This is a genomic window from Aureimonas sp. AU22, from assembly GCF_001463745.1.
Taxonomy (GTDB): Bacteria; Pseudomonadota; Alphaproteobacteria; order Rhizobiales; family Rhizobiaceae; genus Aureimonas.
In genome coordinates this window covers 44,699-64,005 of sequence record NZ_BBWJ01000044.1, presented here as the reverse complement: position 1 = coordinate 64,005, position 19,307 = coordinate 44,699, and the positions used below count along the sequence as shown (strand labels likewise).

General features: G+C 66.0%; 20 protein-coding genes. 11 read left to right on the top strand and 9 right to left on the bottom strand.

The window, feature by feature from the left end; translation table 11 throughout:
- Positions 1-2: 2 nt before the first annotated feature.
- Together AUL34_RS15745 and AUL34_RS15740 are read right to left on the bottom strand one after the other, a co-directional pair.
- Entirely contained in the window at positions 3-1,319 is a 1,317-nt protein-coding gene (locus tag AUL34_RS15745; protein ID WP_244492604.1) for a dihydroorotase, read from the bottom strand.
- On the bottom strand, positions 1,316-2,269 hold the full coding sequence (locus AUL34_RS15740) for an aspartate carbamoyltransferase catalytic subunit (RefSeq protein WP_061935893.1): 954 nt from the start codon (positions 2,267-2,269) through the stop codon (positions 1,316-1,318). The genes AUL34_RS15745 and AUL34_RS15740 overlap by 4 nt, the downstream gene beginning before the upstream one ends.
- 159 nt (positions 2,270-2,428) lie before the next feature.
- Here AUL34_RS15740 and AUL34_RS15735 point away from each other — a divergent pair, with 159 nt between their 5' ends.
- Complete coding sequence (locus AUL34_RS15735; protein ID WP_061935591.1) at positions 2,429-2,941, top strand: hypothetical protein; 513 nt, start codon at positions 2,429-2,431, stop codon at positions 2,939-2,941.
- Positions 2,941-3,258, top strand: a complete 318-nt coding sequence (locus tag AUL34_RS15730) for a DUF6105 family protein (RefSeq protein ID WP_061935588.1) — start codon at positions 2,941-2,943, stop codon at positions 3,256-3,258. Before AUL34_RS15735 ends, AUL34_RS15730 begins: the two co-directional genes overlap by 1 nt.
- Here AUL34_RS15730 and ruvX read toward each other — a convergent pair.
- Positions 3,210-3,689, bottom strand: coding sequence for a Holliday junction resolvase RuvX (ruvX, locus tag AUL34_RS15725; protein WP_061935585.1), 480 nt, complete (start codon positions 3,687-3,689; stop codon positions 3,210-3,212). The two genes, AUL34_RS15730 and ruvX, sit on opposite strands and share 49 nt — an antisense overlap.
- Before the next feature lie 86 nt (positions 3,690-3,775).
- Between ruvX and AUL34_RS15720 the strand changes: the two genes are divergently transcribed.
- From AUL34_RS15720 to AUL34_RS15685, 8 genes are all read left to right on the top strand, one after another.
- Positions 3,776-4,477, top strand: coding sequence for a metal-dependent hydrolase (locus tag AUL34_RS15720; protein ID WP_061935582.1), 702 nt, complete (start codon positions 3,776-3,778; stop codon positions 4,475-4,477).
- 87 nt (positions 4,478-4,564) lie between these two features.
- Positions 4,565-4,852 (top strand): Asp-tRNA(Asn)/Glu-tRNA(Gln) amidotransferase subunit GatC, encoded by a 288-nt coding sequence (gene gatC, locus AUL34_RS15715; protein WP_061935579.1) that lies wholly within the window; start codon positions 4,565-4,567, stop codon positions 4,850-4,852.
- Positions 4,849-5,376 carry a GNAT family N-acetyltransferase gene (locus AUL34_RS15710; protein WP_061935577.1) on the top strand — a complete coding sequence of 176 codons (528 nt, stop codon included), beginning with the start codon at positions 4,849-4,851 and terminating at the stop codon, positions 5,374-5,376. Before gatC ends, AUL34_RS15710 begins: the two co-directional genes overlap by 4 nt.
- Positions 5,373-6,854 carry an Asp-tRNA(Asn)/Glu-tRNA(Gln) amidotransferase subunit GatA gene (gene gatA / locus AUL34_RS15705; RefSeq protein WP_061935574.1) on the top strand — a complete coding sequence of 494 codons (1,482 nt, stop codon included), beginning with the start codon at positions 5,373-5,375 and terminating at the stop codon, positions 6,852-6,854. Before AUL34_RS15710 ends, gatA begins: the two co-directional genes overlap by 4 nt.
- Positions 6,855-6,935: 81 nt before the next feature.
- Positions 6,936-8,435 carry an Asp-tRNA(Asn)/Glu-tRNA(Gln) amidotransferase subunit GatB gene (gene gatB / locus AUL34_RS15700; RefSeq protein ID WP_061935571.1) on the top strand — a complete coding sequence of 500 codons (1,500 nt, stop codon included), beginning with the start codon at positions 6,936-6,938 and terminating at the stop codon, positions 8,433-8,435.
- Complete coding sequence (locus AUL34_RS15695; RefSeq protein ID WP_061935567.1) at positions 8,432-8,935, top strand: GNAT family N-acetyltransferase; 504 nt, start codon at positions 8,432-8,434, stop codon at positions 8,933-8,935. The genes gatB and AUL34_RS15695 overlap by 4 nt, the downstream gene beginning before the upstream one ends.
- A 55-nt stretch (positions 8,936-8,990) precedes the next feature.
- Positions 8,991-9,371 carry an NADH:ubiquinone oxidoreductase subunit NDUFA12 gene (locus AUL34_RS15690; protein ID WP_061935565.1) on the top strand — a complete coding sequence of 127 codons (381 nt, stop codon included), beginning with the start codon at positions 8,991-8,993 and terminating at the stop codon, positions 9,369-9,371.
- Between the two features lie 17 nt (positions 9,372-9,388).
- Positions 9,389-9,796, top strand: coding sequence for a DUF2155 domain-containing protein (locus AUL34_RS15685; protein WP_061935562.1), 408 nt, complete (start codon positions 9,389-9,391; stop codon positions 9,794-9,796).
- Here AUL34_RS15685 and aat read toward each other — a convergent pair.
- The 5 genes from aat to AUL34_RS15660 form a co-directional block, all read right to left on the bottom strand.
- Complete coding sequence (aat, locus tag AUL34_RS15680; RefSeq protein WP_061935559.1) at positions 9,739-10,410, bottom strand: leucyl/phenylalanyl-tRNA--protein transferase; 672 nt, start codon at positions 10,408-10,410, stop codon at positions 9,739-9,741. The genes AUL34_RS15685 and aat overlap by 58 nt on opposite strands.
- 7 nt (positions 10,411-10,417) lie before the next feature.
- Entirely contained in the window at positions 10,418-11,770 is a 1,353-nt protein-coding gene (gene accC / locus AUL34_RS15675) for an acetyl-CoA carboxylase biotin carboxylase subunit (RefSeq protein ID WP_061935556.1), read from the bottom strand.
- 58 nt (positions 11,771-11,828) lie between these two features.
- Entirely contained in the window at positions 11,829-12,308 is a 480-nt protein-coding gene (accB, locus tag AUL34_RS15670; protein ID WP_061935890.1) for an acetyl-CoA carboxylase biotin carboxyl carrier protein, read from the bottom strand.
- Positions 12,309-12,541: 233 nt separating this feature from the next.
- On the bottom strand, positions 12,542-13,345 hold the full coding sequence (locus tag AUL34_RS15665) for a DsbA family protein (protein ID WP_082653428.1): 804 nt from the start codon (positions 13,343-13,345) through the stop codon (positions 12,542-12,544).
- Positions 13,342-14,724, bottom strand: a complete 1,383-nt coding sequence (locus AUL34_RS15660; protein ID WP_244492603.1) for a M48 family metalloprotease — start codon at positions 14,722-14,724, stop codon at positions 13,342-13,344. Before AUL34_RS15660 ends, AUL34_RS15665 begins: the two co-directional genes overlap by 4 nt.
- Before the next feature lie 105 nt (positions 14,725-14,829).
- Here AUL34_RS15660 and AUL34_RS15655 point away from each other — a divergent pair, with 105 nt between their 5' ends.
- A complete protein-coding gene (locus tag AUL34_RS15655; RefSeq protein WP_061935553.1) occupies positions 14,830-16,005 on the top strand; it encodes a pyridoxal phosphate-dependent aminotransferase in 1,176 nt (391 codons plus the stop codon).
- Positions 16,006-16,060: 55 nt separating this feature from the next.
- On the opposite strand, the gene AUL34_RS15650 is transcribed toward AUL34_RS15655, so the two are convergent.
- Positions 16,061-18,859, bottom strand: a complete 2,799-nt coding sequence (locus tag AUL34_RS15650; protein ID WP_061935550.1) for a ribonuclease E/G — start codon at positions 18,857-18,859, stop codon at positions 16,061-16,063.
- Positions 18,860-19,307 lie beyond the last annotated feature (448 nt).

The following is a 19,307-nucleotide window of genomic DNA, read 5'->3' as shown; positions in this document are numbered from 1 at the left end:
TCTCAGTGCCCTTCGCGTTGCAGGGAGAAAACCTCGCGACCGGAAACGAAGGTCTTCACGACCTCGCCCTGGAAGCGTGCATTCTCGAAGGCCGTGTTCTTGGAGCGTGACTGGATACGGCTCTTGTCGAACAGATAGGGAGCATCGAGATCGACCAGCGCGAAGTCCGCCGGGCGACCCACCTGCAGCGTTCCGCGATCGAGTTTCAGCAACCGTGCAGGAGCGATCGTCAGGGCCTCGACGATGCGGGCAAGGTCGACCTGTCCGGCGTGGTGCAGCCGCAGGGATGCGGGAAGCAGGGTTTCCAGACCGATCGCGCCAACCTCCGCTTCCGCGAAGGGGCGCCGCTTGCCGTCGGCATCCTGCGGGTCGTGGGCGGAGCAGATGATGTCCACGGTGCCATCGGCGAGGCCCGCGATCATCGCCTGCCGGTCGTCCTCGTGCCGCAGCGGCGGCGAGAGGCGGAAGAAGGTGCGATATTCGCCGATGTCATTTTCGTTCAGCGACAGGTGGTTGACCGACACGCCGGCGGTGGCGTTCACGCCGCGATCCTTGGCGGCCCGGATCGCCTCGACCGAAGCGCCGGTCGAGATCTGCGCCGCGTGATAGCGCACGCGGGTCAGCGCTGCGAGGCGGAGGTCGCGCTCGAGCGGGATCAGTTCCGCCTCGCGCGGGATGCCGGGGAGACCGAGCCACGAAGCCAGCAGACCCTCGTTCATGACACCGGAACCGACGAGATCGGCGTCCTGCGTCTCGTGCGCGAACAGGGCGTCGAAGTCGCTGAGATAGGTCATGATGCGGCGGATCAGGCCGCTGTCGCGAAGCGTCCGCCGGCCGTCGGTGAAGGCCCGCACGCCGGCATGGGCAAGAAGGCCGATCTCGGTCATCTCCTTGCCTTTGAGCCCCTTCGTCAGGGCCGCCGCCGGAAACACGTTGACGGATGCAGTCTCACGGGCCGTTCGCATCACGAATTGCACGAGCGCGACGTCGTCGATCACCGGATCGGTGTCGGGCATGGTCAGGATGGAGGTGACGCCTCCTGCCGCGGCCGCGCGGCTGACCGAGCGGATGGTCTCGCGATGCTCGGTGCCCGGTTCGCCCATGTGGACGCACACGTCGACCAGCCCGGGAATGAGAAGAAGACCCCTAGCGTCCAGGACCTGCGCACCGTCCGGCGCGCCCTGGCCAGCCGCCGAGGCGCCGACGGCTGAAATCGCCCCGTTCTCCACGAGGAGGTCGCCGCGCTCGTCGAGCCCCTGCGAAGGGTCGAGAATCCGGGCGTTGCGGACGAGAAGCGGGGGAGCGTCGAGGCCGGTCACGATGCGGTCTCCTCGTTGCCCATCATCCATTCCATCACCGCCATCCGGACGGCGACACCCATCTCGACCTGTTCCTCGATCACGCTCTGGGGACCGTCGGCCACCTCGGAGGCGATCTCGACGCCCCGGTTCATCGGGCCGGGATGCATGACGAGGGCGTCCGGCTTTGCGCGCGACAGTCGTTGCGCGTCGAGGCCGAACAAACGGAAATATTCACGGACCGAGGGCACGAACGAGCCTTCCATCCGCTCACGCTGCAGGCGCAGCATCATCACGACATCCGCCCCCTCCAGGCCACGATCCATGTCGTGGAAGACGCGCACGCCCATCTGCTCGATGCCGTTGGGCAGGAGCGTCGAGGGCGCGACGACCCTGACGTCGGCGCCCAACGCGTTCAGAAGCAGAATGTTGGATCGGGCGACCCGGCTGTGGAGGACGTCACCGCAGATGGCGACGGTCAGGCGTGCCACGCGTCCCTTGCGCCGGTGGATCGTCAGCGCGTCGAGGAGTGCCTGCGTGGGATGCTCGTGCGCGCCGTCGCCGGCATTCACCACCGAGCAGCCAACCTTCTGGGAGAGAAGCGCGACCGCGCCCGCCGCATGGTGGCGAACCACGAGGATGTCGGGCCGCATGGCGTTCAGCGTCATCGCCGTGTCGATGAGCGTCTCGCCCTTCTTCACGGAGGAGTTGGCCACCGACATGTTCATGACGTCGGCACCCAAGCGTTTGCCCGCAAGTTCGAACGACGCCTGCGTGCGGGTGGACGCCTCGAAGAAGAGGTTGATCTGCGTGCGCCCCTTGAGCGCCGCCTTCTTCTTGTCCCGACCCAGGCTGACGGCGACCTCGCGCTCGGCAAGTTCCATCAGTGTGTGGATGTCGGGAAGCGACAGGCCCGCGATGCCCAGTAGGTGGCGACGCGGAGCGGCGGTGGGGGGCGAAATCGCTGTCATGGCGAGCATGGCCTATAGGAGAAACGGGCAGGGGCCACAAGCGCGACGACCACTGTATCGGGCGCCGGGTTAACCATCCCGACGGGTTCACGTTGCGGGCAGGGAGCGAAGCGGGGATGTTGGCGTTAAGTTTTCATTAACCGTCCGGAGGGCTGGCCCGTGAAGCGCATACCCACGACCTTCGCACTCTCGACCTGGGCCGGCTTTCTCGCGGTGACCGGCGCCAACGAGATCCTGCATCTCAACGGACATTTGGCGGTCGGCGGGGTGCTTCTCGAGTCGCCGGTCGGTATCGGCCTCGTCGGTCTCGGTGTCTCGCTTCTGTGCATCGGCACGGCCGCGCTGCTCGCCGTCGCGTTGATCCGTATCCACGGCGGCACGACTGCCGAAGTGCGCCAGGGCGAACTCCTGAGCTTTGCCGGTATCGGCGTGTGCTCCGCCATGGTGATCGCGGCAACATTGTTCGGCGTGCCCTTTGCCGCCGTGTTCGATCGACTGGATCTCGCGTTCTGGTCCCTCGGCCTCAGCCTGCTTGCTCTCGCTTTCGACGGCTGTATCTTCGCGCCCGACGAGGAGGACGAGTTGGACGAGATGGCCTTCCGCCGCACCGTCGCCGCCATCAACGCTTCCATTCCGCGCCAGCGCGACGAGCGTCGGGAAGGCGACCGCTGATGCGTTGGCTTCTCTCACTCTGGTTCCTGCCGATCGGCTTCCTGGTTCTCTGGCTGACGCTCGCGTCGAACGACTGGGGCTTCGGGATGCACTTCTTCTCGCGCGACATGTACGACACCGTCTTCGGTGTCTATGCGGCGGTGCTGGGAGTGCCGGCCGAGTCCCTGCCGCCACTGGTGGTGCGGGCTCTGATCCTGGACAGCCTGATCGTTCTGGCGCTCTACGCCTTTCGCCGGAGAAAGCCGATCCTCGCCTTTCTGCGGGAGCGCTATTCGCGCGGTTCGGCCAGCCTGGAAAGCCTGTCCAAGGCGCCTTGAAGGATGAAGGACGCCGCGGCCGAATCGATGCGTTCGGCCCGTTGGCGTCGCGAGACGTCCATTTCCAGAAGGCCGCGCTCGGCTGCCACGGTCGAGAGCCGCTCGTCCCAGAAGACCACGGGACGCGGATCGATCCGCTGGTAGTTGCGCACGAAGGCACGGGTCGACTGCACGCGCGGACCTTCGCTCCCGTCCATGTTGAGCGGGAGCCCCATCACCACGATACGTGCGTCCATCGCACCGAGAAATGCTGTCAACGCAACGGCATCGGCCTGGAACTTCGCTCGGCGGATGACCTGGCGAGGGGTCGCGAAGCGCCAGCCCAGATCCGACACCGCGACGCCGATCGTCTTGGTTCCGAGATCGAGCCCCACGGCCGTACCGCCAGCCGCTCGCAGCGGCAGCAGCTCGGAGAGATCGGCGATCACCATGTCACGTCCTTGATGTGTCGCCTTCGGCGCTAGCTTCTTCGACCGAGCGGCATCATCGTCGATCGGTGAACGAGGAGACCCCTAGCATGAAGATGACCTATTTCGGACATTCGGCGTTTCGCATCGACACCGGCCGATCCGTGATCCTGATCGACCCGTTCCTAAGCGGAAACCCGCATTTCCATGGGGACGTGGCCAAGGCGTCGGAAGGGGCGACGCATATCCTCCTGTCGCACGGCCATTCGGACCACGTGGGCGATACGGTCGAGATCGCGAAGCGAACGGGCGCGAAGGTCGTCGGCACCTACGAGCTGGTGAGTTGGCTGAAGTCCAAGGGCGTCGGGAGCATCGAGCCCGCCAACACCGGCGGAACAGTCAAGTTCACCGACTTCTCGGTCACGCTGACGCAGGCGTTCCACTCCTCGGCGAGCGTCGAGGAGAACGGAACCGTCACGTATCTCGGGATGCCGAACGGGCTCGTCATCCACTTCGACGACGGCAACAGCGTCTATCACATGGGTGATACCGACATTTTCGGCGACATGGCGCTCATCGAAGAGCTGCACCAGCCGAAGATCGGTCTCGTGCCGATCGGCGATCGCCTGACGATGGGCGGCGCGGTGGCGGCGCTCGCCTGCCGGCGCTATTTCAATTTCAAGACCATCGTGCCGCTGCATTGGGGCACCATGCCGATCCTCGACGCGGATCCCCACCGCTTCCTGGAGGCGATGGAAGACGAGGCGTCACGGGTGCTTATGCCTGAGATCGGCCAGCCTTTCGACATCTGACGCGACGCTCCCGAGATGTTCGACGGCGTTGCTTCCGGGCAACCCCGTCGATATAGCACCGTCTCATCCAACAGTCCGGGAAAGCGCATGTCCGTCGATACCGCCACCGTTCGTCGCGTCGCCCGTCTCGCCCGCATCGCGGTGTCCGAGGACGACGTCGCGACCATGCAGGGCGAACTGAACGCCATCCTCGGCTTCGTCGAGCAGCTCGGCGAAGTCGACGTCGCGGGTGTCGAACCCATGACGTCGGTGACGCCGACCGAGATGAAGAAGCGCGAGGACGCCGTGACCGACGGACACAAGGCAGACGACATCGTCGCCAACGCCCCGGTGACGGAGGCGCATTTCTTCCTCGTGCCGAAGGTCGTGGAATGACGGACGGCGACGTCGAGATCCGGATCGAGACGCCGCTCCAGGATGACCTCCGGGCGCTGATCGCCGAGCTGAACGACGCAATCGACGAGCAGGATCCGGATACGCCGGACGAATTCAAGTTCCGCATGACGGCGGACGAGATGGCGCGCCCGGACACGACGACGTTTCTGGTCCGGATCGACGGCGAGGCCGTCGGCTGCGGAGCGCTGAAGCGCCACGACGATCGCCTCGGCGAAGTGAAGCGGATGTACCTTCGCCCCGCCTTTCGCGGACGAGGGCTGGCCGCCCGCCTTCTCGCACGGATCGAAGCCGAGGCGCAGTCGCAGAACCTCGGCGAACTCGCGCTGGAGACAGGCATCGGCTTTGCGGCTGCCCGTCGTTCCTACGAGCGCGCGGGTTTCGAAGCTTGCGGTGCCTTTGCGGACTACCCCGAGAGCGGCTACGCCGCCTTCTATCGAAAGACGCTCGCGCGACGCGACGCCGAAACGGCCGCGTCCCGACCCCTCGACGTAGCGAGACCATGACCGACCTCACCGAACTGACCATCGCCGAAGCCCGCGACGCCCTGAAGGCGAAGTCCTTCAAGGCCACCGAACTGACCGACGCGTATCTCGGTGCGATCGACACGGCGAACGGCGCGCTCAACGCCTATGTGGCCGTGACGCCCGAGAAGGCGCGTGCGATGGCCGCTGCGTCGGACGCGAGGCTTGCCGCCGGACAGGGCGGTGCGCTGGAGGGCATTCCGCTCGGCGTGAAGGACCTCTTCGCGGTGGAGGGCGTCCGTACGCAGGCTTCCTCCCGCATCCTCGACGGTTTCAAGCCACGCTACGAGTCGACCGTGACGGCCAATCTCTGGTCCGATGGCGCGGTCATGCTCGGCAAGCTGAACATGGACGAGTTCGCCATGGGCTCGTCGAACGAATCGAGCTACGACGGTCCGGTGGTGAACCCGTGGCGGAGGGAAGGCTCCGACGTCGCGCTCGTGCCCGGCGGCTCGTCGGGCGGCTCGTCCGCCGCCGTGGCCGCGCGTCTGTGCGCCGGGGCGACGGCGACCGATACCGGCGGATCGATCCGGCAGCCGGCGGCCTTCACCGGCACCGTCGGCATCAAGCCGACCTATGGCCGCTGTTCACGCTGGGGTATCGTTGCCTATGCGTCGTCTCTCGATCAGGCCGGACCGGTGGCTCGCGACGTGCGCGACGCGGCGATTCTCCTGAAGTCGATGGCCTCGGTCGATCCGAAGGACACGACCTCGGTGGACCGTCCGGTTCCGGACTACGAGGCGTCGGTGGGTCGATCCGTCAAAGGTTTGCGCATCGGCATCCCGCGCGAATACCGCGTCGAAGGCATGCCGGCCGAGATCGAGGCGCTTTGGCAGAAGGGCATCGCGACCCTGCGGGAAGCCGGCGCCGAGATCGTCGACGTCTCGCTTCCCCATACGAAATACGCCTTGCCGGCCTACTACATCGTCGCTCCCGCCGAAGCCTCGTCCAATCTCGCGCGCTACGACGGTGTGCGCTACGGGTTGCGCGTCCCAGGCAAGGACATCGCGGAAATGTACGAGAACACCCGCGCTGCCGGTTTCGGTCGCGAGGTGAAGCGCCGCATCATGATCGGCACCTACGTGCTCTCCGCGGGCTACTACGACGCCTACTACCTGAAGGCGCAGAAGGTCCGCACGCTCATCAAGCGCGACTTCGAGACGGTGTTCGCCGAAGGGGTGGACGCGCTTCTGACGCCGACGACGCCGTCCGCGGCCTTCGCCATCGGCGATGCCGCGCTCGCAGCCGATCCGGTCGCGATGTATCTGCAGGACGTGTTCACGATCACGGTCAACCTCGCCGGTCTGCCCGGCATCGCGGTGCCGGCAGGCCTGTCCAGCGAGGGAACGCCGCTTGGGCTGCAACTCATCGGCCGACCGTTCGATGAGGAAACGCTGTTCGCCACCGCCGCCGTGATCGAAAAGAGCGCGGGCCGCTTCTCGCCGAAACGCTGGTGGTAAGCTCCCGACTTCCGACGCGTCGCGACGCTTCGACCGAATGACCGCAATCCGTTTGCGCCCCGAGATTTACGAGTTCGCCCGATGACCCTCGTCGATACCCGCACCCCCGATCCGAAGAAGCTGATCCCCGGCGCGACCGGGGATTGGGAGATCGTGATCGGCATGGAAGTCCACGCGCAGGTTCTGTCGGAATCGAAGCTCTTCTCCGGCGCGTCGACGCAGTTCGGCGCCGAGCCCAACGACAACGTGTCGCTGGTCGATGCGGCCATGCCGGGAATGCTGCCGGTGATCAACATCGAGTGCGTCCGCCAGGCGGTGCGCACGGGCCTTGGCCTCAAGGCCGAGATCAACAACCGCTCGGTGTTCGACAGGAAGAACTACTTTTATCCGGACCTGCCGCAGGGCTATCAGATCTCGCAGTTCCTCCAGCCGATCGTCGGCGAGGGCACCGTGATCGTCGCGGTCGGACCGGACTCGAAGGGGCAGTTCGAGGAGATCGAGGTCGGCGTCGAGCGCCTGCATCTCGAGCAGGACGCCGGCAAGTCGATGCACGACCAGCATGCGACCATGTCCTTCGTAGATCTCAACCGGTCGGGCGTGGCGCTGATGGAGATCGTCTCGAAGCCGGACATGCGTTCGGCCGACGAGGCGCGCGCCTACCTCACCAAGCTGCGCACCATCCTGCGTTATCTCGGCACATGCGACGGCAACATGGACGAGGGCTCCATGCGCGCCGACGTGAACGTGTCGGTGCGCCGTCCCGGTGGCCCGTTCGGCACGCGCTGCGAGATCAAGAACGTCAACTCGATCCGCTTCGTCGGCCAGGCGATCGAATCGGAGGCGCGGCGTCAGATCGCGATCCTGGAGGACGGCGGATCGATCGATCAGGAAACGCGCCTGTTCGATCCCGCGAAGGGCGAGACCCGCGCCATGCGCTCCAAGGAGGACGCGCACGACTATCGCTACTTCCCCGACCCCGACCTCCTGCCGCTGGAGTTCGACGACGCCTTCGTGGAGGACCTGCGCGCCGATCTGCCTGAACTTCCGGACGACAAGCGCCTGCGACTGATGAACGAGGCGGGCCTTTCCGCCTACGACGCGTCGATCCTCGTCTCGGAAAAGTCGATCGCCGACTTCTTCGAGAAGGTCGCCAAAGGCCGCGACGCCAAGCAGGCGGCGAACTGGGTAATCAACGACCTCCTCGGCGCCTTGAACAAGAGCGGCAAGGCGATCGAGGACACACCGGTCTCGGCCGAACAGCTGGGCACCGTGCTCGACCTGATCCGCGAGGGCACGATCTCCGGCAAGATCGCCAAGGATCTTTTCGAGATCGTCTGGACCGAAGGCGGCGACCCGCGCGAGCTGGTGGAAAGCCGCGGCCTACGCCAAGTGACCGACACCGGCGCCATCGAGAAGGCCGTGGACGAGGTGATCGCCGCGAACCCCGACAAGGTAGCGCAGGCGATCGCCAAGCCGACGCTTGCCGGATGGTTCGTCGGACAGGTCATGCGGGCGACCGGCGGCAAGGCCAACCCGCAGGCCGTCAACGACCTCGTCAAGGCAAAGCTCGGGCTGGAATGAGCGTCTACTTCGTCCGCACCGCGACGGCGCGCGACATGGCGGCGGTGAGCAGGCTCCTCGCCGAGACGTGGCAGGCGACCTACGGTGCCATCCATGACCCGGAGCGCGTGTCCGCGATCACGGGCTCGTCCTACAGCGAGGAGGCACTGCGCGCGCGTCTGGCTTTGCCGGACTCGGAGTTCCTGGTGGCTGACGACGGGACGCGGCTCGGCGGCATGGCGTTCGCCCGCGCGGCCAGCGACGATCGGACGCTCCTCGTTCTGCATCAGCTCTACGTTCGGCCCGACGTGCAGGGGCAGGGCATCGGCACCGACCTGTTTTCCGAGATTGCCGGGAGCTTCCCCCAGGCGACGCGCATTCGCGTCGAGGTCGAGGAAGCCAACGCCAGGGCCCTCGACTTCTACATCGCGCTCGGCTTCGCGCGCGTCGGCGCCTCGGATGGCGGCCTGGGCCTTGCCGCCGTGGTTCTCGAGCGACCCCTCGGCGCCTTCGACGCCTAGACTTTTCCCGGCCGCGGCAGCATAACCGCCGCCAAGGCCCAACGGACATGATGCGATGAAACCCTGGCTGCTGCAGATCTTCACCTGGTGGAACGGCCAGACGATCGGGACGCGGTTCCATACCTGGCGCTTCGGAAAGCGTGTGGGCGAGGACGAGCGCGGCAACGTCTACTACCAGTCGGCCGACGGCAAGCGCCGCTGGGTGATCTATGCCGGCGAGGCGGAAGCCACGCAGATCGGTGATGGCTGGCACGGCTGGATGCACCACAGGGTGGATACGCCGCCGGTGGACGAGAACTACAAGCCGCGTGAGTGGCAGAAGCCGCACTTGCCGAACCAGACCGGCACGCGTTTCGCCTACCGGCCCAAGGGTTCGCTTCTCAACACGGCGGAACGGCCGCGCGTGACGGGCGACTACGACGCCTGGACGCCCTGATCGGGCGGGATCGCTACATGAGCGTCGGATTGTTCGCTGCGCGCGTCGCTGCGGTGCTGGCCTTGGCCTTCGCCCTGCCGTCGATCGCCTCAGCCGCGCGGGTCGAGAACGAGACAGCCGTTTTCTCCGGTCTCGACAAGATCACCGGCCGGATCACCACGTTCGACGTGCGGATCAACGAGACCGTGCAGTTCGGCGCGCTGCAGGTGACGCCGCGCGCCTGCTTCACGCGCACGCAGGACGAGGCGCCCAAGACGGACGGTTTCATCGAAGTGGACGAGATCACGCTGGAGCGTGAGATCCGCCGTATCTTCACAGGGTGGATGTTCGCGGATTCGCCCGGCCTCAACGCCGTCGAGCACCCCGTCTACGACGTCTGGCTCAAGGACTGCAAAACCGACTCCGTCGTGCCGCCGGCGCAGTGAAAGTCCGCATCGCGGACGATCGCGTCGGCGAGGAGTTCCTTGTATCGCACCCGACGGATCTCGACCGCGCCGAAGCGCTGGAGATGACCGGTGAGGAACTGGGTGTCGAGCAGCGTGAAGCCGCTGCGGCGCAGCCGGTCCCATAGGTAGACCAGCGGCACCTTCGAGGCGTCGGTCCGCCGCGAGAACATGCTCTCGCCGAAGAAGGCCGCCCCCAGACTCACCCCGTACAGGCCGCCCACCAACTCGCCGTCTGCCCACGCCTCGACCGAATGCGCGTGACCCATCCGGAACAGGCCGAGATAGAGCTCGCGTATCTGCGCGTTGATCCAGGTCTGGTCGCGGCCCGGCGCAGGCTCGGCACAGGCGTCCACGACGGCGGCGAAGGCCGTGTCGAAGCGGATGTCGAACGGCGCCTGCCGGATCGTCTTGCGCAGCGAGCGCGGGACGTGAAATCCGTCGAGCGGCAGGATCCCTCGAAAGGTCGGGTCCACCCAGTGGATGGACGGGTCGTCGGCATCCTCCGCCATGGGAAAGATGCCGGCAGCGTAGGCGCGCAGCAGGAGTTCGGGCGTGATCAGCGGCTCGTTGCCGTCCCGACTGCCGCGTGCCAATGGGGTCTCAGGCCGCCTTCGCGGCAGCGGCGAGATACTGCTCCAGCCAATGGATGTCGTAGTTGCCGGCCTGGATGTCCGGGTTCTCCACCAGGTCTTGGAACAGCGGCAGCGTCGTCTTCACGCCGTCCACGACGATCTCGTCCAGCGCCCGGCGAAGACGCATCAGGCACTCATTGCGGGTGCGTCCATGAACGATGAGCTTTCCGATCAGCGAATCGTAGAAGGGCGGGATCGTGTAGCCTTGGTAGACGCCCGAGTCGACGCGCACGCCGAGCCCGCCGGGGGCGTGGTAATAGCTGATCTGGCCGGGCGACGGCGCGAAGGTGCGGGGATCCTCGGCGTTGATGCGGCACTCGATGGCATGGCCGTTGAACTTGACATCATCCTGCGTCACCGAGAGACCCAGTCCGGCCGCGACACGGATCTGCTCGTGCACGAGGTCGAGGCCCGTGATCGCCTCCGTCACGGGATGTTCAACCTGAAGTCGCGTGTTCATCTCGATAAAATAGAACTCGCCGTTCTCGTAAAGGAACTCGATCGTGCCGGCGCCGCGGTACTTCATCTTGGCCATGGCGTTTGCGCAGATTTCGCCGATCCGCTGGCGCTGGGCATCGTCGAGCGCGGGAGAACGAGCTTCCTCCCAGACCTTCTGGTGGCGGCGCTGCAGCGAGCAGTCGCGCTCGCCGAGGTGCACGGCCTTGCCCATCCCGTCGCCGAAGACCTGAACCTCGATGTGGCGCGGCTTGCCGAGATACTTCTCGAGATAGACCGCATCGTCGCCGAAGGCGGCGCCAGCTTCCGCCCGGGCGGTGGAAAGCGCCATCGACAGGTCCGCCGCGGTATGGGCGACCTTCATGCCGCGTCCGCCACCGCCCGCCGACGCCTTCACGAGGACCGGAAAGCCGATCTCGTTCGCGACGCGCAACGCCTCGCCATCGTCGGTCACCGCGCCGGCGGAGCCGGGCACGACCGGAATGCCGAGCGCCTTGGCGGTGCGCTTGGCCTCGATCTTGTCGCCCATCACGCGGATATGCTCGGCGGTCGGACCGATGAAGGCGATGTTGTGCGCCTCGAGGATGTCGGCGAAGCGCGCGTTCTCGGACAGGAAGCCGTAGCCGGGATGGACGGCGTCGGCACCGGAGATCTCGCACGCCGCAAGGATCTGCGGGATGTTGAGATAGCTGTCGCGCGCGGGCGGCGGGCCGATGCACACGCTCTCGTCCGCCAGGCGGACGTGCATTGCCGCGTTGTCCGCCGTGGAGTGCACGGCGACAGTCGCGATGCCGAGTTCCTTGCAGGCCCGCAGGACGCGAAGCGCGATCTCGCCGCGATTGGCGATCAGTACCTTGTTGAACATGAATGCCCTTCCGATGCTCGTCCGCCCGTCAAACCGCTTCGTGCCGAACCGTCGGCGATCAACCGATGACGACCAGCGCCTCGCCGTACTCGACCGGCTGGCCGTTATCGACGCAGATGCGCTTGATGGTGCCCGAGCGCGGTGCAGGGATCTGGTTCATCGTCTTCATCGCCTCGATGATCAGGAGGGTCTCGCCCTCGCTCACCGTCTGACCGACCTCGACGAACTGCTTGGCGCCGGGCGCGGAGGCCAGATAGACCGTTCCGACCATGGGCGAGGGCACCGAACCGACTTCGGGGCCGCTGGAAACCGCCGGAGCCGGGGAGGCTGCAGGCGCCTGCGGAGCCGCCGACGGCATCTGCATCGGAGCAGGCATGGCGTGAGCGTAGCTGGGAGCCGGCATGTATTCCTTCTGCCGCGAAACACGAATGCGCAGCTCGCCCTGCTCGACCTCGATCTCGGTGAGATCCGTATCGTTCAGGATATCGGCCAACTCGCGCACCAGCGAACGGTCCACAGTCGAATCCTTTTCCATAATGGTCCTTCGAACTCGCCGAGCGTGCGAAACGGAATGTACCGGTCGCTGTCGGTCAGTCATGCAACGGAGAGCCCGGACCACATGGATCCCAGCCCGGGAATGGGCAGGCGTCAGCCTGCCGGGCAGCTATTTGACGGATCGAACGCCGAAGCGGCGCATCCGTTCGATCCGTGCCCTATAAACACTTGGCGAGCCACGCGCAAAGCAGGGATGACGGGCAGCGGCTGCGAAGTTCAGTTGGGGGTCGGCGGGCAGGTGGCCGAACCGCAGGCGCGAACGCTTGCGATCTTCTCCGCCAACGCGTCCGCACCCACCGCGCCGGGCACGAGCTCGTCGCCGACGACGTAGCTTGGCGTGCCGGTGATGCCGAGCGCGCTTGCGAGTTCCGCGCTTTCGCCGAGCGCCGCCGCGACGGTGCTGCCGCCCATCAGCGGACGCAGTGTTGCTTCGTCGACGCCCATCTCGGACGCTACCGCAAGGGCCCGCGCCTCATCGACCTGAGCCCGCGAAGCCAGCAGTTCCTTTTGGAAGGCCGGATAGCTCTGCGGCTTGGCTTCGCGAAACGCCAAGCTCACACGGGCGGCCGCCTCGGAAGGGGGACCGAGGACGGGGATTTCCTTGTAGACGACCCGCAGCTTCGGATCGCTCTCGAGGAGCACCTTCAGGTCGCTGGCAGCCCGGCGACAGTAGCCGCAGTTATAGTCGAAGAACTCGACCAGCGTGACGTCGCCGTCCGGATTGCCGGCGACCGTGCCGACCGGCGACGACAGGAGGCGATCTTGCAGGCGTGCGATCGTCTCGCTCTGCCCGGCTTTCGCCTCGGCGGCGCGCTTCGTCTCCAGCGCCTGCAGCGATTCGAGAAGCACCTCGGGATGCTCGATCAGGTAGTTGCGCACGATCGTCTCGATCTCGCCTGTCTGCTTGTCGTCGAAGGCTTGAGCCTGCGGTGCGAACAGCGTCGTTGCGACGAGGAGCGGAGCGGCCAGCTGACGAAGACGCTTCTGGAAGGAACCGGACCGTTGCCGTTCGAAGCTCATTTGCGGTTCACTTTCGTGGTGATGATGTCCTGGGCCTGCCGCCACTGGGGCGAGTTCGGACGGAATTTCTGCTGGGCGCGCGCCGCGAAAACCTTTGCCTGGCGGAAGTTGCCGCCTTCCCAGTAGCCCTCGGCCGTGGCGAGCTCGGCTGCGCCGATGTCGCCCGTCTTGCCATAGGCCATCGCCAGGAACTGGTAGGCGGTGGAGTTGCCGGGATCGCTCTCCAGGCCCTTGCGGATCTGCGCGATCGCATCCTTCATCCGTTCCGGCTTTCCGCCGGTGACGAGCGCCTGCCCGACGGCGGCCTGGAGAATGCCGGACTTGGACGGATCGAGCTTGGCGGCCTTCGAGAACGCTGCAGCCGCTTCGTCGGACCGCCCAGCCGCCATAAGAATCTCGCCACGTACTTCGTGGAACCACGGCGTGGACGGCGATTCGGCGATCAGGGCGTCGATCTTGGACAGGGCCAGGCGCGGCGAGCCGGCGAGATGCGTCGCGATCGCATCGCCGTAGCGGGCAGGCAGGCTGGTCAGGTTGCGGCCGAAGGTGCGACGGACCTGCGAGGCGCCGCCGTTGTAGGCGGCGATCTTGGCACGCGCGAGATCGTGCCGCAGTTGCAGGTCCGGCGGGTCCTTCTTGTCGAAATAGGGGCTCTCCTTGGCGGCTGTCTGAAGGAATCCGATGCGGTCCTGCGGAGCCGGGTGGGAGGTGACGTAGCGGTCTGCCGAGATGCCGGACAGCATGTTCTTGCGCATCAGTCCGGCAAAGCTGTCGAGCAGCCCCTTGGGCGACTGCTGCGTCTTCAGGAGGTAGGTGAGGGCGGAGCGATCCGCCGTCGTCTCCTCCGTCCGCTGGTAGGCGAAAAGGCTGCGTTGGGCGATGCCGCCGCTGCTACCCAGAAGCCCGCCGCCGAGGCCCGCCACGGAGCCCGATCCTGTAGCAGCGCCCGCTGCGGCGACGCCGGCGCCGAGAAGACCCGCCACTACGGCGATCGTCTTGGCCCGTTCGATCTGGTCTCGCAGTCGTTCCTGATGGCCGCCGGCCAGATGGCCGACCTCGTGCGCGAGAACGCCGATCGTCTCGTTCGGCGTCTCGGATTCCAGGATCGTCCCGGTGTTGATGAAGATGCGGCGACCCGCGACGAAGGCGTTGAAACCAAGGTCGTTGACGAGCACGATCTCCACGCGGGACGGAGACAATCCAGCCGCGCGAAGGATCGGTTGCGAATAGTCCTTGATCAGGCCTTCGATCTCGGCGTCGCGTACGACCGGCAGCGAGGATCGACGCGCGGTCTGCGCATGGGCCGGCGGCAGCGCGACGACGAAGGCAAGAGCGGTGGCAACACCCCTGGCGATCATGCCCTTGAACAAAAAATCCACCCCAAGTCTTTCCAGGCTTGTCCGCGCACTCTTAGAACGCGGGTTTCCGGTCGGCCATCCATCATAGCTGGAAGGTCACTCTTTTCCGGCGTTTATGAGGCTTCCATGTACGACACCCCGCCGAGCAAAGCATCCCGGCGTTCCGACGTCGATCCCTTCCGGGCGATGGATGTGATGGCCGCAGCGAATCGAATGATCGCCGCCGGCCGGGACGTCATCTCGCTGGCGGTCGGCCAACCGTCCGCGCACGTGCCACGCGTCGTAGCCGACACCGTGAGTGACTTTCTCGGCAAGGGACGGGTGGGCTACACCGACGCCCTCGGACGGGTCGGCCTGCGCACGCGCATTGCGCGCCACTACGCGGAGACCTACGGCGTCGACGTTTCCCCAGACCGCGTGATGGTGACCACGGGTTCCTCGGCGGGGTTCAACCTGGCCTTCCTGACCGCGTTCGATGTCGGCGATCGTGTCGCGATCGCGACACCCGGCTATCCCGCGTATCGCAACATCCTGAAGGCGCTGGGGATCGAGCCCGTCGAAATCCCCGTGGGACCCGAAGACGACTATATCCTCTCGGCCGGAGCTCTGGCCCGCGTCCATCGCGAGACGCCCATTCAGGGCGTCCTCATCGCCAGCCCGGCCAATCCAACGGGAACGGTGACGCCGCCCGAAGAGTTGAAGCGACTCGTCGAGTTCGCGGACGAGGGCGGGATCGTCTTCGTCTCCGACGAAATCTATCACGGGCTGGCCTTCGGCCCTGAAACGAGCTCGGCCCTACAGTTCACCAACCGGGCGATCGTGGTGAACTCGTTCTCCAAATACTACTGCATGACCGGATGGAGGATCGGCTGGCTGGTGCTTCCGCCGCATCTCGTGCGTCCCGCCGAGCGCGTCGGGCAGAGCCTCTATATTTCGGCACCCGAACTAAGCCAAGTCGGCGCGGAGGCGGTGTTCGGCGCAACCGAAGAGCTCGAGGGCATCAAGCTCGGCTACGAGCGCAATCGCGCCCTCCTGAGCGAGGCGCTGCCGACGCTCGGTTTCCGCGACATCGCCCCGATCGACGGCGCCTTCTACGCCTATGCAACGATTCCGGACGGGTTCGGCGATGCCAGCGAGTTCGCCCGGCATCTCCTGGAAACCGCGCTCGTGGCCGCGACGCCGGGGCTCGACTTCGACCTGCAACGCGGACACCGGACGATGCGCCTGTCCTACGCCGGGGACCCCGCGGAGATCGCCGAGGCGGTCAACCGGCTTCGCGCGGTACCCGGCCTCGGCGGATAAGGACCATCGCCGGCCGCATACAAAAAGAGCGGCCTTTCGGCCGCTCTCAGCTCTCTTATTCCGCGGTCTTGCGCGACCACCAGCCGCGACGCTTCGGCTTCTCCTCGGCGCCCTCGTCCGACGCTTCTTCGCCATTGGCGATCAGACGAAGGCCCCGACGCACGGTGACCGTCTCCTCCTCGACGGATGCGTCCTCGGAAAGGGACGTGTCGTCTTCAGAAGGGAAGACGGCGTCCAGCGGGGGATTGCCGTCCAACGCGGCGCCGGCTTCAGCTGTCTCGGACATGACTTCGTTTTCGTCCGGTACGGCGACATCGGCGATGGTCTGCGCCCCTTCGGTCTCCGAAAGGTCGCCTTCCACCGCGTTTACGCCGTCGGTCATTTCCGGCTCGAACGAGTTGTCGATGTCGGCTTCGGCCAACATGGGAAGTTCAACCGCCGTTTCCTCGCCGACCTCTTCCGCGACGACATCTTCGCTCTCGCCATCCGTGGACGCTTCGCTTCGCGTCTCCTCGTCGCGGTTGCGACGACCGCCGCGACGGCCACGGCGGCGACGCTTCCGGTCGCCCCCATTGCCATCGTCGTCTGCTGCATCTGCCTCGGCGACCGGTTCGGCAGAGGCGTCCGCCTCGGCTTCGGCACCGACCTGGCCCTCGGCATGATCTTCCGACGCAACAGCAGACGATTCGTTGCCGTTGTCGTCACTCTTGCGACCGCCGCGGCGACGGCGGCGGCGGCGGCGCGAACCGTCGCGCTGATCGTCGCTGTCCGATCCGTTGGCGCGGGCCGGAACCGCATCGCCCTCTTCCGCGACGTCGGTCTCAACATCGGCCTCGACCACGACTTCCTCGATCTCGACCGCGTCCGGCGTCACGGATGAGAGCGTCGTGATCGCCTCCGGCTTCACGCGACGTGTCGCCTCGGCGCCGTTTTCGATCGCGACGTGCTGGTGACCGAAGCCCTCGACCGCCTCGAGCAGGATGCGCAGCCCGTAGTGCCGTTCGAGTTCGTCCAACGTCCCGCGCTTCTCGTTGAGCACGTAGAGCGCGGTCGCCGTCGGCACCTTCACGATCAGGTCGTGCGTGCCATGCTTCTGCAGGTGCTCCTCGATCGAGCGAAGTACGTGAAGCGCCAGCGACGACGACGAACGGATGAAGCCGTTGCCGCTGCAGATCGGGCAGGTCTGCGTCGTGGACTCCAGCACGCTGGCGCGGATGCGCTGGCGGCTCATTTCCAGAAGGCCGAAATGCGAGATCCGGCCGACCTGGATGCGCGCCCGGTCGTCCTTCAGCGAATCCTTGAGGCGCTTCTCGACGTTCCGGTTGTTGCGCTTCTCCTCCATGTCGATGAAATCGACCACGATGAGACCCGCGAGATCGCGCAGGCGGAGCTGGCGGGCGACCTCTTCGGCCGCCTCCAGGTTGGTCTGGTAGGCCGTGTCCTCGACCGAATGCTCACGCGTCGAGCGGCCGGAGTTCACGTCGATGGCGACGAGCGCCTCGGTCTGGTTGATGATGATGTAGCCGCCGGACTTCAGCGTCACGTGCGGCTGCATCATCTTGTCGAGCTGCGCCTCGATGCCCTGGCGCGCGAAGATGGGGCTCTGCTCGCGATAGGGCTGCACGACCTTTGCCTGGCTCGGCATCAGCATGCGCATGAAGTCCTTCGCCTCGCGGTATCCGGCTTCGCCGGCCACGAGGATCTGGTCGATATCCTTGTTGTAGAGGTCGCGGATCGACCGCTTGATCAAGCTGCCCTCCTCGTAGACGAGGGCGGGGGCGGTGGACTGCAGCGTCAGCGTGCGCACCGTCTCCCACAGGCGCATCAGATATTCGTAGTCGCGCTTGATCTCGGGCTTGGTGCGGTTGGCGCCGGCCGTGCGTAGGATTATGCCCATGCCGCGCGGCACTTCCAGATCGCGAACGAGGTCCTTCAAACGCTTGCGGTCGGCGGCGTTGGTGATCTTGCGGGAAATGCCGCCGCCGCGTGCGGTGTTGGGCATCAGAACCGAGTAACGGCCGGCCAGCGACAGATAGGTGGTGAGCGCGGCGCCCTTGTTGCCGCGCTCTTCCTTCACGACCTGAACCAGAAGAATCTGGCGGCGCTTGATGACTTCCTGGATCTTGTACTGCTTGCGGGGCGCGCGGTTGCTGCGAACCGGCACCTCCTCCATCGCGTCTTCGCTGCCGAGATCGTCCACCTCGTCGGCCTCGTCGGCCGCGGGCTCTTCCTCGGTGTCGCGCGAACGACGCGAACGGCGACCCCGCCGCGGCTTCTCGTCCTCGTCGGCCTTCGCTTCGGCCGGTTCGGAACCCTCATCGTCGGATGCCGCTTCTGCGCCTTCCAGTGCAGCCGGCTCCTCCTGCGTGTCGCCAGCGCCAGCCACGACGCTTTCGTCCGCCGTGTCGCCGGGAGCGGTGTCCTCGGCGGCCTCGACCTCGACGATCTCCGAAACGCTGTCGTCCGCCGAGTCGGCGGCCTTCGCCTCACCGGAGCGGGGGCGGCGGCTGCGCGAGCGCCCGGCCTTGGCCGGCTTGCGCTCCTCCGCTTCCTCGTCCTCTTCGGCCTGCGCGAGGTCGTGCTCGATCAGCGCCTGACGATCGGCGTGCGGAATTTGGTAGTAGTCGGGATGGATCTCGTTGAAGGCGAGGAAGCCGTGGCGATTGCCGCCATACTCGACGAAGGCGGCCTGGAGCGACGGCTCGACGCGCGTCACCTTCGCCAGATAGATGTTTCCCTTGATCTGCTTCTTGTGTTCGGACTCGAAGTCGAACTCTTCGACCCTGTTACCCTTGACGACGACGACCCGGGTTTCCTCCGGGTGGGCCGCGTCGATCAGCATCTTGTCTGCCATGTGATCTCAACTCCGGGACCCGCGGCCGCCCGGATCGCGCGACCTCGAAGGTCCGCCGTGGGGCTGGCATGATGGGGTCCGCAATGGTGCGTTCAAACCGCGGCGAGGCAAGCATCCGCGACGCAGGAGCGTCCGGCCCGAAGGGGCGGGGCGCAGGCGTCGATGGGAGCTGGTATGCCAATGACACGCGTGAACGACCTGCAACATAGGATGGCCGCTTTCGCGACCGACGAGAACGCGAGTTCGGCGGACTTTCAATCCATGCCTCGTTCGCGAAGAGACCGGTGGGCGTGTGAGACCCTGCCGGCGCAAATCTGTGCGAGTTTCCAGCGTCGGACGGATTGTGCCGACGTCGAGGTGGTCGGCTCGATAAAGCCGATGACCTTGACGACGCACCCGTGCCGATGACGCGAGAGCCTCAATTATGCTTGTAAGGCTGTATAGTCGT

Bases quoted from the DNA above. Each gene is read 5' to 3' on its own strand.
- AUL34_RS15690 (WP_061935565.1), top strand. From the start codon at position 8,991: ATGAAACCCTGGCTGCTGCAGATCTTCACCTGGTGGAACGGCCAGACG.
- gatA (WP_061935574.1), top strand. From the start codon at position 5,373: ATGACCGACCTCACCGAACTGACCATCGCCGAAGCCCGCGACGCCCTG.
- AUL34_RS15665 (WP_082653428.1), bottom strand. From the start codon at position 13,345: ATGAGCTTCGAACGGCAACGGTCCGGTTCCTTCCAGAAGCGTCTTCGT.
- AUL34_RS15695 (WP_061935567.1), top strand. From the start codon at position 8,432: ATGAGCGTCTACTTCGTCCGCACCGCGACGGCGCGCGACATGGCGGCG.
- AUL34_RS15685 (WP_061935562.1), top strand. From the start codon at position 9,389: ATGAGCGTCGGATTGTTCGCTGCGCGCGTCGCTGCGGTGCTGGCCTTG.
- gatB (WP_061935571.1), top strand. From the start codon at position 6,936: ATGACCCTCGTCGATACCCGCACCCCCGATCCGAAGAAGCTGATCCCC.
- AUL34_RS15650 (WP_061935550.1), bottom strand. From the start codon at position 18,859: ATGGCAGACAAGATGCTGATCGACGCGGCCCACCCGGAGGAAACCCGG.
- accC (WP_061935556.1), bottom strand. From the start codon at position 11,770: ATGTTCAACAAGGTACTGATCGCCAATCGCGGCGAGATCGCGCTTCGC.
- AUL34_RS15720 (WP_061935582.1), top strand. From the start codon at position 3,776: ATGAAGATGACCTATTTCGGACATTCGGCGTTTCGCATCGACACCGGC.
- gatC (WP_061935579.1), top strand. From the start codon at position 4,565: ATGTCCGTCGATACCGCCACCGTTCGTCGCGTCGCCCGTCTCGCCCGC.
- AUL34_RS15655 (WP_061935553.1), top strand. From the start codon at position 14,830: ATGTACGACACCCCGCCGAGCAAAGCATCCCGGCGTTCCGACGTCGAT.
- AUL34_RS15730 (WP_061935588.1), top strand. From the start codon at position 2,941: ATGCGTTGGCTTCTCTCACTCTGGTTCCTGCCGATCGGCTTCCTGGTT.
- AUL34_RS15710 (WP_061935577.1), top strand. From the start codon at position 4,849: ATGACGGACGGCGACGTCGAGATCCGGATCGAGACGCCGCTCCAGGAT.
- AUL34_RS15740 (WP_061935893.1), bottom strand. From the start codon at position 2,269: ATGACAGCGATTTCGCCCCCCACCGCCGCTCCGCGTCGCCACCTACTG.
- ruvX (WP_061935585.1), bottom strand. From the start codon at position 3,689: ATGGTGATCGCCGATCTCTCCGAGCTGCTGCCGCTGCGAGCGGCTGGC.